Annotated in this window: 13 protein-coding genes and 1 pseudogene; 9 read left to right on the top strand and 5 right to left on the bottom strand. The window is 64.1% G+C overall.

The window, feature by feature from the left end:
* A partial coding sequence (locus EOA38_RS13485; RefSeq protein WP_281060098.1) for a M17 family peptidase N-terminal domain-containing protein occupies positions 1–334 on the bottom strand: 334 nt, incomplete at its 3' end.
* Between the two features lie 349 nt (positions 335–683).
* Between EOA38_RS13485 and lptF the strand changes: the two genes are divergently transcribed.
* The 9 genes from lptF to EOA38_RS13435 all read left to right on the top strand — a co-directional run bounded on the left by lptF (position 684) and on the right by EOA38_RS13435 (position 9,924).
* Entirely contained in the window at positions 684–1,880 is a 1,197-nt protein-coding gene (gene lptF, locus EOA38_RS13480) for an LPS export ABC transporter permease LptF (protein ID WP_126094830.1), read from the top strand.
* A 2-nt stretch (positions 1,881–1,882) separates the two neighbouring features.
* The gene (gene lptG / locus EOA38_RS13475; protein WP_126094831.1) at positions 1,883–2,965 is read left to right on the top strand and encodes an LPS export ABC transporter permease LptG; all 1,083 of its coding nucleotides are present in this window, start codon (positions 1,883–1,885) and stop codon (positions 2,963–2,965) included.
* Positions 2,965–5,379 carry an LPS-assembly protein LptD gene (locus EOA38_RS13470; RefSeq protein WP_189350180.1) on the top strand — a complete coding sequence of 805 codons (2,415 nt, stop codon included), beginning with the start codon at positions 2,965–2,967 and terminating at the stop codon, positions 5,377–5,379. The genes lptG and EOA38_RS13470 overlap by 1 nt, the downstream gene beginning before the upstream one ends.
* A gap of 220 nt (positions 5,380–5,599) precedes the next feature.
* Positions 5,600–6,523, top strand: a complete 924-nt coding sequence (locus EOA38_RS13465) for a peptidylprolyl isomerase (RefSeq protein WP_126094833.1) — start codon at positions 5,600–5,602, stop codon at positions 6,521–6,523.
* Between the two features lie 311 nt (positions 6,524–6,834).
* Complete coding sequence (pdxA, locus tag EOA38_RS13455; RefSeq protein WP_126094834.1) at positions 6,835–7,863, top strand: 4-hydroxythreonine-4-phosphate dehydrogenase PdxA; 1,029 nt, start codon at positions 6,835–6,837, stop codon at positions 7,861–7,863.
* Positions 7,864–7,870: 7 nt separating this feature from the next.
* Positions 7,871–8,761 (top strand): 16S rRNA (adenine(1518)-N(6)/adenine(1519)-N(6))-dimethyltransferase RsmA, encoded by an 891-nt coding sequence (rsmA, locus tag EOA38_RS13450; RefSeq protein WP_126094835.1) that lies wholly within the window; start codon positions 7,871–7,873, stop codon positions 8,759–8,761.
* Between the two features lie 30 nt (positions 8,762–8,791).
* Positions 8,792–9,085: a DUF1330 domain-containing protein gene (locus EOA38_RS13445; protein ID WP_126094836.1), complete on the top strand. Its 294-nt coding sequence runs from the start codon at positions 8,792–8,794 to the stop codon at positions 9,083–9,085.
* 48 nt (positions 9,086–9,133) lie between these two features.
* Entirely contained in the window at positions 9,134–9,337 is a 204-nt protein-coding gene (locus EOA38_RS13440) for a hypothetical protein (RefSeq protein WP_126094837.1), read from the top strand.
* An 8-nt stretch (positions 9,338–9,345) separates the two neighbouring features.
* Positions 9,346–9,924 (top strand): Fic family protein, encoded by a 579-nt coding sequence (locus tag EOA38_RS13435; protein WP_126094838.1) that lies wholly within the window; start codon positions 9,346–9,348, stop codon positions 9,922–9,924.
* Positions 9,925–9,934: 10 nt separating this feature from the next.
* Here the strand turns inward: EOA38_RS13435 and gmk are convergent, their stop codons facing one another.
* The 4 genes and pseudogenes from gmk to EOA38_RS40320 all read right to left on the bottom strand — a co-directional run.
* A complete protein-coding gene (gmk, locus tag EOA38_RS13430; protein WP_126094839.1) occupies positions 9,935–10,609 on the bottom strand; it encodes a guanylate kinase in 675 nt (224 codons plus the stop codon).
* 5 nt (positions 10,610–10,614) lie between these two features.
* On the bottom strand, positions 10,615–11,505 hold the full coding sequence (locus EOA38_RS13425; RefSeq protein WP_126094840.1) for a YicC/YloC family endoribonuclease: 891 nt from the start codon (positions 11,503–11,505) through the stop codon (positions 10,615–10,617).
* Between the two features lie 154 nt (positions 11,506–11,659).
* Positions 11,660–12,901 carry an endolytic transglycosylase MltG gene (mltG, locus tag EOA38_RS13420; RefSeq protein ID WP_126094841.1) on the bottom strand — a complete coding sequence of 414 codons (1,242 nt, stop codon included), beginning with the start codon at positions 12,899–12,901 and terminating at the stop codon, positions 11,660–11,662.
* Positions 12,902–13,004: 103 nt separating this feature from the next.
* A pseudogene (locus EOA38_RS40320) lies at positions 13,005–13,178 on the bottom strand (beta-ketoacyl-ACP synthase II); the annotation flags it as partial.

Raw genomic sequence — 13,178 nt, 5'->3', positions numbered from 1 at the left:
GGTCGAGGATCACGGCGACTTCCGCAGCCTTGCGCAACGAGGCGGCAACGGCGCCACCGAGCTTCAGCCAGGCATGGTCGCCGAGATTCGCGACCTTGCCGGCGCCGATCGCGACCAGCCGGTCGACCGACGTCCCTTCCGGCGCCAGAACCTCGGCCGAGTTCGCGAACCTGCCGGAGAAATCGGCGACCGGAAACGCGCGGGCAAGCGCACCCGCCGGATCGCAGGCCTTCGCGGCCTCGCCAAGCCCGCCACCGTCGGCCGCAAGCACGAAGACGCTGCCTTTTTTGGGCGCGGCGAATTTGGCGAAGGCAATCGAAGGTCTCGAAGTCATCAGATCCTGCTTTCGGGGTGAGGCGCCGCGAACCGGCTTTCAAGCGTGCGCGACATTTGGTCGTTTTCAGCCATTTGGCAAGACTTCGGCCGAAATCGCTGTCTATATCGGCGCCGAAACCAACGAAGGATTCGTCGCGGCAAGATGTAAGCTTCCTGCCGCAACCTACTGTTAACCATCAATGTTTTGCATTTTTTATCCATTGGCGCAGACACTCCGCCGCGCCGGGGCGCGTGGCGTGGAGCGACAAACCAGATGAGCCGCCTATGGACCTGGTTGTGCAGGCCCTGCCGGATGACTACCTTGTCGGCGGGCATGATGCCGTTCGGCAAAATCGAGAAAAGCCTTCATGAAGGTCGTTGAACGCTACATCATGCGTCGCACCACCGCGATGTTCCTGGCGGCGCTGGTCTGGACGCTGGCGATCGTGTGGACGACGCAGGTGCTTGCCAAGATCGACCTCGTCACCGACAGCGGCCAGTCGGCGCTGACCTTCTTCGAAGTCGCGGCCCTGATCATCCCGTCGATCATTCCGATCGTGGTGCCGTTCGCGCTGGTGGTCGCGGTGGCGCAGACGCTGAGCGCCATGAACACCGATTCGGAGCTCGCGGTGATCAACGCCGCCGGCGCCTCGCGCTGGACGATCGCGCGGCCGATCCTCCTGCTGGCGCTTGCGGCCAGCGTCTTTTCCTTTGCCGTCGACAACGGCGTCGATCCCTACGCAAGGCAAAAGAACCGCCAGCTGGTGGCAGCCTCGCGCGCCGATCTTCTGTCGCTGATCATCCAGGAAGGCACGTTCCGCAAGATCGACGACGGCCTATACCTGCAGATCGGCGAACGGCTCCCCGACAACAAGCTCGGCGGCATCTTCGTCGCCGATTCGCGCGAGGAAGGCGCCAACCTCACCTACTACGCCAAGACCGGCAGCATCGTCGAAAAAGGCGACGAGAAGGTGCTGATGATGAATGACGGCGTCATCAACCGCAAATCGGTGACCGGCGACCTCTCCGTCATCCGCTTCACCTCCTACGCCTTCGACCTGTCGGCCTTCATGTCGGCGGCGAACGAAATCACGCTGCTGCCCAAGGACCGGACGACGCCATACCTGCTCAACCCGGATCCCAACGACAGGATGTACCAGCGCAACCCGGGCGGCTACCGGGCCGAGATCGATCAGCGTTTCTCCGAATGGTCCTATTCGCTGGTGTTCGCGCTGATCGCGCTTGCCGTGGCCGTCGACGCGCGCTCGCATCGCGAGGCGCGCATCCATCCGCTGATCACGGCAATCGCAATCGCGCTGTTCGTGCGCTGGCTCGGTTTCTTCGCAGCCGGCAAGGCCGACAAGGTCTGGTACTACGCCTACCTGGTCTACGCTGTGCCGATCGTGGCGTCGGCGGTCTCCGTCTGGTTCATCGTCTCCTCGCGCAGCATGGAACTGCCGTCCGCCTGGGCCGACTGGATGACCAACCTTGCCGGCCGCGTCAGCGAGGGCTGGACCGCGCTCAAGTTGCGCCTCGCCCGGCGCGGCGCCGGCCAGGGAGCCTGACGATGAGCTGGACGCTGGGCCGCTATTTCTTCTTTCGCTATGTGACGATCACCGTCTGGTTCTTCCTCGGCCTGCTTGCGCTGGTGTTCCTGATCGATTTCACCGAGCTTTCGGGCCGCACGACCGGGCTGCCGGGCTTCACCTACGGCACCGCCTTCGCCATTTCGGCGCTCAGGATGCCGATGATCATGCTGCAGACGGTGCCATTCGTCGGGCTGTTCTCGGCGATGGCGACGCTGGTGTCGCTCAACCGCCGCTACGAGCTGGTCATCGCGCGCTCGGCCGGCGTCTCCGCCTGGCAGTTCCTGTTCCCGTGCTGCGTCGGCGCGCTGATGTTCGGCGTGCTGTCCGTCGGTGTGCTAAATCCGATCGCTGCGCACGGCTTCTCCTGGTCCGAGCAGATGGAGAATCAACTGCGGGCCGGAAAATCGAACGCCGTTCCCTCCGATGCGACACCTTGGCTGAGGCAGAAGACCAGCTCCGGCGACACCATCATCGGCGCCCGCGCCATCCTCAACCAGGGCCTGGAGATGGCGGACGCGGTGTTCTTCGTGCTGGACCAGAAGGGCAACATCGTCGAGCGCAAGGACGCGGCGCGCGCTTTCCTGCGCGACGGCTACTGGGAACTGCAGGACGTCAAGGTGTTCAAGGACGGTACCATCCGTCCAGAGGCTTCCGACCGCGTGCCGACCAACCTCAAGCCGGAATTCGTCCAGGAGCGCCTGGCGCGCCCGGAAACCATCCCGTTCTACGAGTTGCCTGGCAAGATCGAGGTTGCCCGATCCTTCGGCCTCAAGGCAAATGCCTTCGCCATGCAGTTTGATTCGCTGGTGGCGCTGCCGTTCCTCCTCGTCGCCATGACGCTGATTGCGGCAACGGTTTCAATGCGATTTGCGCGAATGGGGCAGTCGGCGACGATGATTCTGGGTGGCGTCCTGGCCGGCTTTCTGCTTTATGTCGTTTCGGTACTGGTCAAGGCATTCGGGGTCGCCGGATTCGTGCCTACAGTGGTGGCTGCATGGGTTCCGGTTGTCGTGGCTATGTTCTTCGGGGTGACGTTTCTGCTATACAAGGAAGACGGCTAGTGAGGGAGGCTGGTTTGCGCAGCCATAGGCAGGCCGGTTTGGCACGCCTCTATGGGGCGACCGCCTTGGCATGTCTGTTCGCTTGCGCGGTACCGGCGGTACCGGCGCTGGCGCAGGACATCACGGCTAAGCCTGTTCCCTCCGGCACGCAGATGCTGCTGGCCGCGGATACGCTCGTCTATAACAACGACAACCACACCGTGACCGCCGTCGGCGCCGTGCAGATCGACTATGGCGGCAACAAGCTGGTCGCTCAGCGCGTCGAGTACAATCGCGACACCAAGCGGCTCGTCGCCAGCGGCGCCGTCGAGCTGATCAACAGCGACGGCACCAAGATCAATACCGACCATATCGACATCACTGACGACTTCGCCGACGGCTTCGTCAACGCATTGCGCGTCCAGACCGTCAACGATGCCTATTTCGCTTCCGAAAGCGCCGAACGCATGGGCGGCGTGCTGACGACGTTCCACAACGGTGTCTACACCGCCTGCGAGCCCTGCGAGGACAAGCCGGACAAGGCGCCGACCTGGCGCGTCAAGGCGAGAAAGATCATCTGGAACGGCGAGAAGAAGACGGTTCGCTTCGAGAACGCGAATTTCGAGTTCTTCGGCTTCCCGCTCGCCTATCTGCCAGCCTTCGAAATCGCCGACCCGACGGTCAAGCGCAAGAGCGGTTTCCTGATCCCGGGTATCGTCTACAACACCGACCTCGGCGTTGGCGTGAAGGTGCCCTACTACTTTGCCCTCTCGCCGACCTATGACCTAACCGTCACCGGCACCGGCTACACCAAGCAGGGCTTCCTCGGCGAGGCCGAATGGCGCCAGCGTTTCAACAACGGCGAGTACAGCTTGAAGATCGCCGGCATCCAGCAGCAGGATCCCGACGCCTTCATAGGCACTGGCAATCGCCATACGGTCGATTCGGGAGAGCCCGGCGATCCCAACAAGTTCCGCGGCATGATGGGCACCAAGGGCCAGTTCGCCATCAACGAGCGCTGGAACTTCGGCTGGGACGTGCTGCTGCAGACCGACAAGAACTTTTCACGCACCTACAACATCGACGGCTACGGCGACCTCGTCCACCAGTCGTCGGTCTACCTGACGGGCCTGAGCGACCGCAATTATTTCGACGTCAGGGCGATGCGCTTCGAGGTGCAGGAAGACACGCTGTCCAGCGATCCGACGGCGCGCGCCGCGAAGCAGCCTTGGGTACTGCCGTCGTTCGACTACGCCTATATCCCCGACACGTCGGTGGCCGGCGGCCAGTTGTCGCTCAACGTCAATGCCCGCGTCATCAGCCGCGACCGACTGGACGCGGTGCTGGCCGATGCCGGCGATCCGACCTCCACCAACAACGTGCGCGGCCTCGAGGGCCAATCCAGCCGGCTGACGGCGGAAGCCGAATGGAAGCGCACCTTCACCACCGATGGCGGCCTGCAGCTCACGCCGCTGCTCGCGCTGCGCGGCGACACCGGATACAACTCGGAGACTTCCGCCTCGCTGGCCGCGGTCAACCAGATGGCGGCGAATCTCGGCGAGAACGTCGACATGCGCTCCTCGCTCGCCCGCTACATGGCGACCCTCGGCCTGGAAATGCGCTGGCCGCTGTTGTTCTCGATGCCGAACTCCAGCCACATCCTGGAGCCGACGGCGCAGGTTTTCGTGCGCCCGAATGAACAGTATGTCGGTGGGCTCGCGGTTCCAAACGAAGACGCGCAGAGCTTCGTCTTCGACGCCACCACGCTGTTCGAGCGCGACAAGTTCTCCGGCTATGATCGCATAGAGGGCGGCACGCGGGCCAATGTCGGCGTGCGCTATTCCGGCGCTTACGACAATGGCTGGGGCACCAACGCCATCTTCGGCCAGTCGTACCAATTGGGCGGCGAGAACTCGTTCGATGCGCCGGACCTCGTCAATGTCGGCGCCTATTCGGGCCTGCAGACCGCGAAATCCGACTATGTCGGCCTTGTCGGCTTCAACAGCCCGAGCGGCTTCTCCGGCTCGCTCAGCGGCCGTTTCGACGAGCAGACCTTCGAGGTCAGGCGCGCGGAGGTCAAGGCCGCCTATTCCGGCCTGCCGGTTTCGCTGAGCGCCAAATATGCCTTCATCCAGGCGCAACCGCTCTACGGCTTCACCACGGACCGCCACGAGGTCACGCTCGGCGCCTCGACGCATCTGGCGGAGAGCTGGCGGGTTTTCGGTACCGGCACCTACGATCTACAGACAAGCGTCCTGGTCAAGGACGGTGTCGGCTTCGCCTACAACGATTCCTGCTTCACCTATGTGATGACGTTCTCGCAAACGCGCGATACGGTCACCAAGGAAGTGTCGCAGAATATCGGCTTCAACCTGTCGTTCCGCACGCTCGGCGATTTCGGCTCGTCGACCGCCGCCGTCGACACGATCCAGTAAGCGGAGGCCGGCGCGGGCCACCGTGTTGCGCGCCGCTTCGGCGCGGGACGATATGTGGGCCTTGATTTGGCGCATGATCCTCCGAAAATGGGTTTGATTCCCGGGTCATGCGCCGGCGACATTGTTTCGCCGCATAGGACGGGCATGGGGTCGACCACATAGCGCATGCGTTCGGAGGACGTGCCGCGCCGTCGTGGCGGATAAGAATTGGGAAGGTGAGATGAGGAAATACCTGTTTTCGGCAGGATTCGCGCTGCTGGTGGCTGCGACCTCGGTTTCGATCACGGCAATGGCGCCGCCGGCTTTCGCCAGCCAGATCAAATATGTCGTCAACAACATACCGATCACCACCGGCGACATCGCGCACCGCGCCGCATTCTTCAAACTGCAGCGCAAGAAAGGCGATGCGGCGCAGGAAATGATCGACCAGACGCTGCGCCTTGCCGAGGCCAAGCGGCTCGGCATCCGCATCACCGACCAGCAGGTCGACGCCGCCTATCAGCGCTTTGCCTCCAACAACAAGATGCCGCTGGCCAAGCTCGATGCGGTCATGTCGCAATCGGGTGTCACCAAGGAGCATTTCAAGGAATTCATCCGCGCGCAGATGGCCTGGAACCAGGCGCTTGGCGCACGCTACCGTTCCGGTGAGGGCGGTTCGGTGACCGAGCAGGACGCGGTCCGCCGCATGCTGGACAAGGGCGGCTCCAAGCCGACCGCCATGGAATACATGCTGCAGCAGGTCATCTTCGTCGTGCCGGCCTCCGAGCGCGCCGCCACGCTCGCCAAGCGCAAGCGCGAGGCCGATGCCATGCGCGCCCGCTTCAACGGCTGCAACACCACACGCGAATTCGCCAAGGGACTGCTGGACGTCACGGTGCGCGATCTCGGCCGGGTGCTGGCACCGCAATTGCCGTCCGACTGGGCTGAGCAGATCAAGGCGACCAAGGTCGGCGGCGCGACGCCGACGCGCGAGACCGAGCGCGGCGTCGAATTCATCGGCATATGCTCCTCGCGCGAGGTTTCCGACGACAAGGCCGCGCAGATGGTGTTCCAGGCAGAGGGCGGCAACGACAAGGACGCCGACGAGCTCAGCAAGAAATATGTCGACGAACTGCGCAAGAAGGCCAAGATCGTCGAACGCTAGAGCGGTTCGGCATTTTGCGCCGATCCGCTCCATGCATTTCCTTTCCGCAATTCCGGACGGAAAACCGCTTCCCACTTTCCCTGGAATTGCTCCATGCATTCCCTTTTCCGCAATTCCGGACGGAAAACCGCTTCGCACTTTTCCTGGAATTGCTCTAAGTATTTGCTTTTCCGCAATTCCGGACGGAAAACCGCTTCGCACTTTTCCTGGAATTGCTCTAGACCGGCGGGGTTTTGGCGCGTGACAGAACAAGGCTGCAGCCCGCTGCCCTGCCCTCAAGCAGGCACGGCACCGCGCAGGATGACATGAACATGCGCAGGACCGATGCGCCGCTGGCGCTCAGCGTCGGCGATCCTTCCGGCGTCGGGCCCGAGATCGCCATCGCCGCCTGGCAGGCTGGCGACAGCGCCGGCGTGCCGCCTTTCTACCTGCTCGCCGACCCGGCCCTGATCGAGGCCCGCGCGCGTGAGACCGGTGCTGCCGTGGCGATCGTCGAAACCTTGCCGGGGCAAGCGGTGCATCATTTTCCCCGCGCGCTGCCCGTGGTGCCGCTTCATGCCCGCCATCAGGACAGCCCCGGAAAACCGAACCCGGCCAATGCCGCGGGCACCATCGAGGCGATCGACCGCGCCGTCGCCGACTGCCTCGCCGGCCACGCCGCCGCGGTGGTCACCTGTCCGATCGCCAAGAAGCCACTCTACGATGCCGGCTTTCGCTTTCCCGGTCATACCGAATATCTGGCGCATCTGGCGTCGCGCCACACTGGCGCCGAGGTGACGCCGGTGATGCTGCTTGCCGGACCAGAGCTGCGCACCGTTCCGGTCACCATCCACATCCCGCTCGCCGAGGTGCCGAAGGTCCTGACGACGGTGCTGATCGTGGCCACCGGGCGCATCACCGCCGCCGATCTCAAAAGCCGCTTCGGCATCGCGCGGCCGCGGCTCGCCATTGCCGGGCTCAATCCGCATGCCGGCGAGGGCGGCACTATAGGCTCGGAGGATCTGTCCATCGTCCTTCCGGCCGTCGAGGCGCTCAAAAGCGAAGGCATCGACGCAGTCGGACCGCTGGCGGCCGACACCATGTTCCATCCGCGGGCACGCGCGGGCTATGACGCCGCGCTCTGCATGTATCACGACCAGGCGCTGATCCCGGCCAAGACGCTGGCTTTCGACGAGGCCGTCAACGTGACGCTCGGCCTGCCCTTCATCCGCACCTCGCCCGACCATGGCACGGCCTTCGACATCGCCGGCAAGGGCATTGCGCGTGCCGACAGCCTGATCGCGGCGCTGAGGCTAGCGCGCCGGCTCGCCGACAGCGGCCGCCAGGCCGCGGCCGCATGAGGCTCGATTGAACGGGGGGCGCACGACCATCGACGGATTGCCGCCGCTGCGCGAAGTGATCGAGCGCCACGGCTTGCAGGCGAAGAAGGCGCTCGGCCAGAACTTCCTGCTCGACCTCAATCTGACGAGCAAGATCGCGCGCGCGGCCGGCGAGCTCGGCGAGGCGACGGTGATCGAGGTCGGCCCCGGCCCCGGCGGGCTGACCAGGGCGCTGCTCTTCAACGGCGCACGGCGCGTGATCGCCATCGAACGCGACGAGCGCTGCCTGGAGGCGCTGGCGGAGGTCTCCAGCCATTATCCCGGCCGGCTCGAGGTCATTCCCGGCGATGCGCTGAAGACGGATTTCGCCGCGCTCGCCCGCACGGCGGATGGCGGCCCGGTGAAGATCGCCGCCAACCTGCCCTACAATATCGGCACCGAGCTTCTGATCCGCTGGCTGACGGTGGCCGAGTGGCCGCCCTTCTATCAATCGATGACGCTGATGTTCCAGCGCGAGGTGGCCGAGCGCATCACCGCCGGCCCGGGCAGCGACGCCTACGGCCGGCTCGGCGTGCTTGCCGGCTGGCGCACCGAGGCAAGAATCGCCTTCGACGTGCCCCCGCAGGCTTTTACCCCGCCGCCCAAGGTAACCTCCTCGGTAGTGCATCTGGTGCCGCGTCAATCCCCCCTGCCCGCCGACGGCAGGAGGCTTGGCCGCGTCACCGAGGCCGCCTTCGGCCAGCGCCGCAAGATGCTCAGGCAAAGCGTGAAAAGCCTCGGTGGAGAGGCGCTGCTGACCCGCGCCGGCATCGACCCGACCCGCCGCGCCGAGACGCTCAGCGTGGAGGAGTTCGTGCGGCTGACGAATGCGTTGCAACAGTCAGGGCATTTGGCTGGAAAGTCGGAAGCGGCGACTTAGATAGGCAGGCGAACAAGCCTGGAGCACAAGATGCCTGCCTATGTCATTTCCGATGTCACAATCCGTGACACGGAAGCAATCGAATCCTACCGGACCCGTGCCGCGACCTCCATTGCGCGGCATGGCGGGCGCTATCTGGTACGCGGTGGGCAAGTGGAGAAGCTGGAAGGCAACTGGATGCCGGGTCCGCTGATCGTCGTCGAATTCCCCGACATGGAGAGTGCACGACGCTGGTACCGCTCTCCAGAATACGCGGCGGCACTAGAGGTCCGCGATGCCGCGCTCAGCCGCAACCTCATTCTGGTCGAGGGAATTGGCTCGTGACGCACCACGCGATTGCCCGGAAATCATCGGGCATGATAATGTCATTGCATGAAAAAGAAACCTGCCACCGCTCGCTCGACCCAAGGTGGTCAGTTTATCCTGACCAGTGACAGGGGTGAAAAAATCAGCGCCGTTGAGGGCCTCAGGTTGTCACACCGAATGGCCGCTATTCTGAGGGAAGGCCGTGCGCGCGGTCTGAGCGGCGACGAACGCAGAACACTGATCAAGGAACAGGCATCCCGCAAGAAATAGGATCATAGGTGGTCTACGCCGCTGAAGAAGATCCGCTTTGCTACCCGGGCACGACAGTTCTTCGCAATAAGCTGAATATTGAGGACCAGGCCGAACTCGACGAATTCGAGTTGGCGCTCTTCCTGACCAGAGCCGATGAACAGGTTCCTGTCGGCAACCTGGACTACGGCCACTACAAAGCCGTTCATCATCACCTGTTCCAGGACGTTTATGAATGGGCCGGCGAGGTTCGCACGATTCGCATCGGCAAAGGCGGCAATTGGTTCTGCTACCCCGAGTACATCGACCGGGAGATGCGCAGAATCTTCGAAGAGTTGGCAGATGCTGATCATCTTCGTGGGCTCGGCATCAAAGGCTTCGCTGTTCGGGCGGCGCACTTCCTGGCCGAAATCAATGCCATTCATCCTTTCCGAGAAGGCAATGGCCGCACACAGCTCACCTTCTTGGCGATGTTGATGGAGAACACAGGATTCCCGTTCAATGCCGATATGCTCGAGCGCGAGCGTGTCCTTCACGCGATGATCGAGAGCTTTGCGGGTGATGAGGCGCCGCTGGCGCGCCTCATCTTGGATATAGCCAATCGTTAGGGGACGACGCCTATTCCGTCTTCTCGTCCAGCAATCCCGAGATGAAGTCGAACAGGCCAGGCCGTCTGTCGCGCCGAAGCCGCTCGGCGGTGACGATGGCGCGGACCTCGGCGAAGGCGCGGTCGAGGTCATCGTTGACGATGACGAAATCGTATTCCTTCCAGTGCTCGATCTCGACGCGGGCATTCTTCAGCCGGGTCTCGATGACCTGCTCCTGGTCCTCGGCGCGGCGCTTCAGGCGCGCTTTCAATTCCTTCATCGAGGGCGGCAGGATGAAGATCGAGACGATGTCGGCGCGCATCTTCTCCTTGAGCTGCTGGGCGCCCTGCCAGTCGATGTCGAACAGCATGTCGCGGCCTTCGGCCAGCGCTATTTCCGCCGGCTCGCGCGGCGTCGCGTAATAGTTGCCATGCACTTCCGCCCATTCCAGCAGCGCGTCGGAATCGCGCAGCCGCTCGAACTCGCGCATGGTGCGGAAATGGTAGTGGACGCCTTCGATCTCCGAGCCGCGGCGCGGCCTCGTGGTGACGGAGACCGACAGCTCCAGGCTCGAATCGCTTTCCAGAAGATTGCGCGCGATCGTCGACTTGCCGGCGCCCGACGGCGACGACAGCACCAGCATCAGCCCGCGGCGGCGGATGCGGGATCCCAAATCCCTCGCAGCCGTCGGCTCCTTGGCAACCATTCCCGTCACTCCAGATTCTGGACCTGTTCGCGAAACTGGTCGACCACCGCCTTGAGCTCCAGCCCGATCGCGGTCACCGCGGCGGCGTTCGACTTGGAGCACAAGGTATTCGATTCGCGATTGAATTCCTGCGCCAGAAAATCGAGCTTGCGGCCGACGGCGCCGCCGCTGTCCAGCAACGCACGACCCGATGCGACATGCGTCTTCAACCGGTCGATCTCCTCGAGGATGTCGGCCTTGGTGGCGAGGAACGCTGCTTCCTGATGCAGCCGCACCGCGTCGAGATTGGCCGACGCATCCATCAGCAGGCGGACCTGCTCGGCCATGCGTTCACGGATCGCCGCCGGCTCGCGCGACGGGTCGGCCTCGGCCTTCAGCGTCAGCGCCTCGATGGCGTCGATGTGGCCGGACAACAGCATGCGCAGCGCGGCGCCTTCGCTTCGCCTTGCCTGTTCCAGCCCGGCGAGCGCCGTCCCCAGCGCCGACAGGATCGCGGCATCGAGGGCAGCCCGCTCCTCCTCCGTCTCGACGGCTTCCGGAATGTCGAGGACGCCGCGCAGCGCAAGCAGTCCGTCGGCGGTGGCGGGCTGTGTGCCGAACTGCTCCTGCAGGCGCTTGGCAAGGCCCGCCAGATCCTTCAGGAAAGCCTCGTTGACCACCGGCTGCGCCTGCTGCGCGGCGGCGCGGCCGACGGTCAGCGTCGCCTGGAAATTGCCGCGCGCGAAGCGCTTCTGCACGGTCTGCCGAACAGCGGGTTCCAGCCGGTCGAAGCCCTGCGGCAGCCTCAGCCTCACCTCGACGCTCTTGCCGTTGACCGATTTCACTTCCCAGGCAATCGACGTGCCGTCGCGTTCAGCGACGGCGCGCGAGAACCCGGTCATGCTCTGCACGTCCATGATACCTGTCACCCCTGTCGCAGGTCCGGGCGCGATTGCCCGAACGTGCATACCCCATATGACACCCGACCTTCGGCCAGGCATCGGATATCCCCTCAAAACATGAATACGGCCCGGCGTCAAAGGAGGCGAACAGAACCGGCAAGGCTGCAGCCTATTGGGCGGCGTCGCCATTCTCGCCGCTGTCAGCGCCACTATTGCCACCGTCGGCATTGTCGTCGGGAGCGGCTGGCGCCGTCGTCTGGCCGGAGGCCTTGGCCGCGTCGTCGGCCTGCTTCTTCTGCTGCGCCCGGTAGCGGGCGACGTTCTGGTTGTGCTCTTCCAGCGTCGCGGCAAAGACATGGCCGCCATTGCCGTCGGCGACGAAATAGAGGTCGTCGGTCTTCGACGGATTGGCCACTGCCTCCAGCGCCGCGCGGCCCGGATTGGCGATCGGCGTCGGCGGCAGCCCCTTGACCAGATAGGTGTTATAGGGCGTCTGCTTGTCGATGTCGGACTGGTAGATCGGCCGGTCGGCCGGTTTGCCCTTGCCGCCGAACAGGCCGTAGATGATGGTCGGGTCGGACTGCAGCCGCATGCCCTTGGCAAGCCGGTTGAGGAAAACGGCGGCGACGCGCGAGCGCTCATCACCCCTGCCGGTCTCTTTCTCGACGATCGAAGCCAGGACGACGAAGTCCTCCATGTTGGCGATCGGCAGGTCGGGTGAGCGATGCGCCCAGACGTCCTCGACCAGCTTCTTCTGATCGGCGACCAGCTTGTCGATCATCTGCTGCCTGGTGGCGCCGCGGGTGAAGCGCAGCGTGTCGGTCGCGATGCTGCCCTCCGGCGGCATGGTCACCGGCATGTCGCCGGTCAGCGCCTCCTGGTCGGCCACACGCTGCAGCGCCTGCTCGACCGTCAGCCCCTCCGGGATGGTCAGCGAATACATCACCGACTTGCCGCTCTTGAACAGCTCCATGATGTCGCGCATCGAGGCGCGCGGCTTGATGGCGTATTCGCCGGCCTTCAGCGCAGCGTCATTGCCGGTGGCGCGAACGCCAAGTCTGAAGATTCGCGCATCGCTGACCAGGCCGCGACGTTCCAGTTGGTCGGCGATCTCCTGCACGCCGGTATTCGGCTTGACCATGAAGGTGTCGCCGCTGGCGGACGGGCCCGGCTCAACGAAAGCCTGCATGCCGAAGTAGAGCGCAGCACCCGAGGCGAGAACGAGAAGGATAACCACCGAAAGGAAGAAATTCAGGAACACGACGACCTGGCTGCGCGAGGCGCGGGAGCGTTTCGACGGCGGCGGGGTGCCGGCCTCGGGCCGCAGGGCCTCGGCGGCTGTCTTGGGCACGATCGGCCCTTGCGTCTGACGCTGTCCGAATTCCCCGCCGTCGCCCGGATTTGTATTCATGGCGCCCTACCGTCTGATCTTGCAACGAATCCCCTAGCCGAAGCGTAGGGGCAAATTTGGCAAAAATGACGGCAAGTGGCTGACCTGCCGATTTGCTGGCTGCTCAGCCATTGTAACGTTGGAAGACGAGCGAGGCGTTGGTGCCGCCGAAGCCGAACGAGTTCGACAGCGCCACATCGATCTGGCGCTGGCGCGGCTTGTTCGGCACGAGATCGAGCGCCGTCTCGCGTTCCGGATTGTCGAGGTTGATGGTGGCCGGGGCGATGTTGTCACGGAT

Origin of the sequence: Mesorhizobium sp. M1E.F.Ca.ET.041.01.1.1, from assembly GCF_003997355.1 — a bacterium.
In the GTDB taxonomy this organism is placed as follows: Bacteria; Pseudomonadota; Alphaproteobacteria; order Rhizobiales; family Rhizobiaceae; genus Mesorhizobium.
The sequence above is the reverse complement of the archived record's forward strand: the minus strand, read 5'-3'. Positions and strand labels throughout refer to the sequence as shown.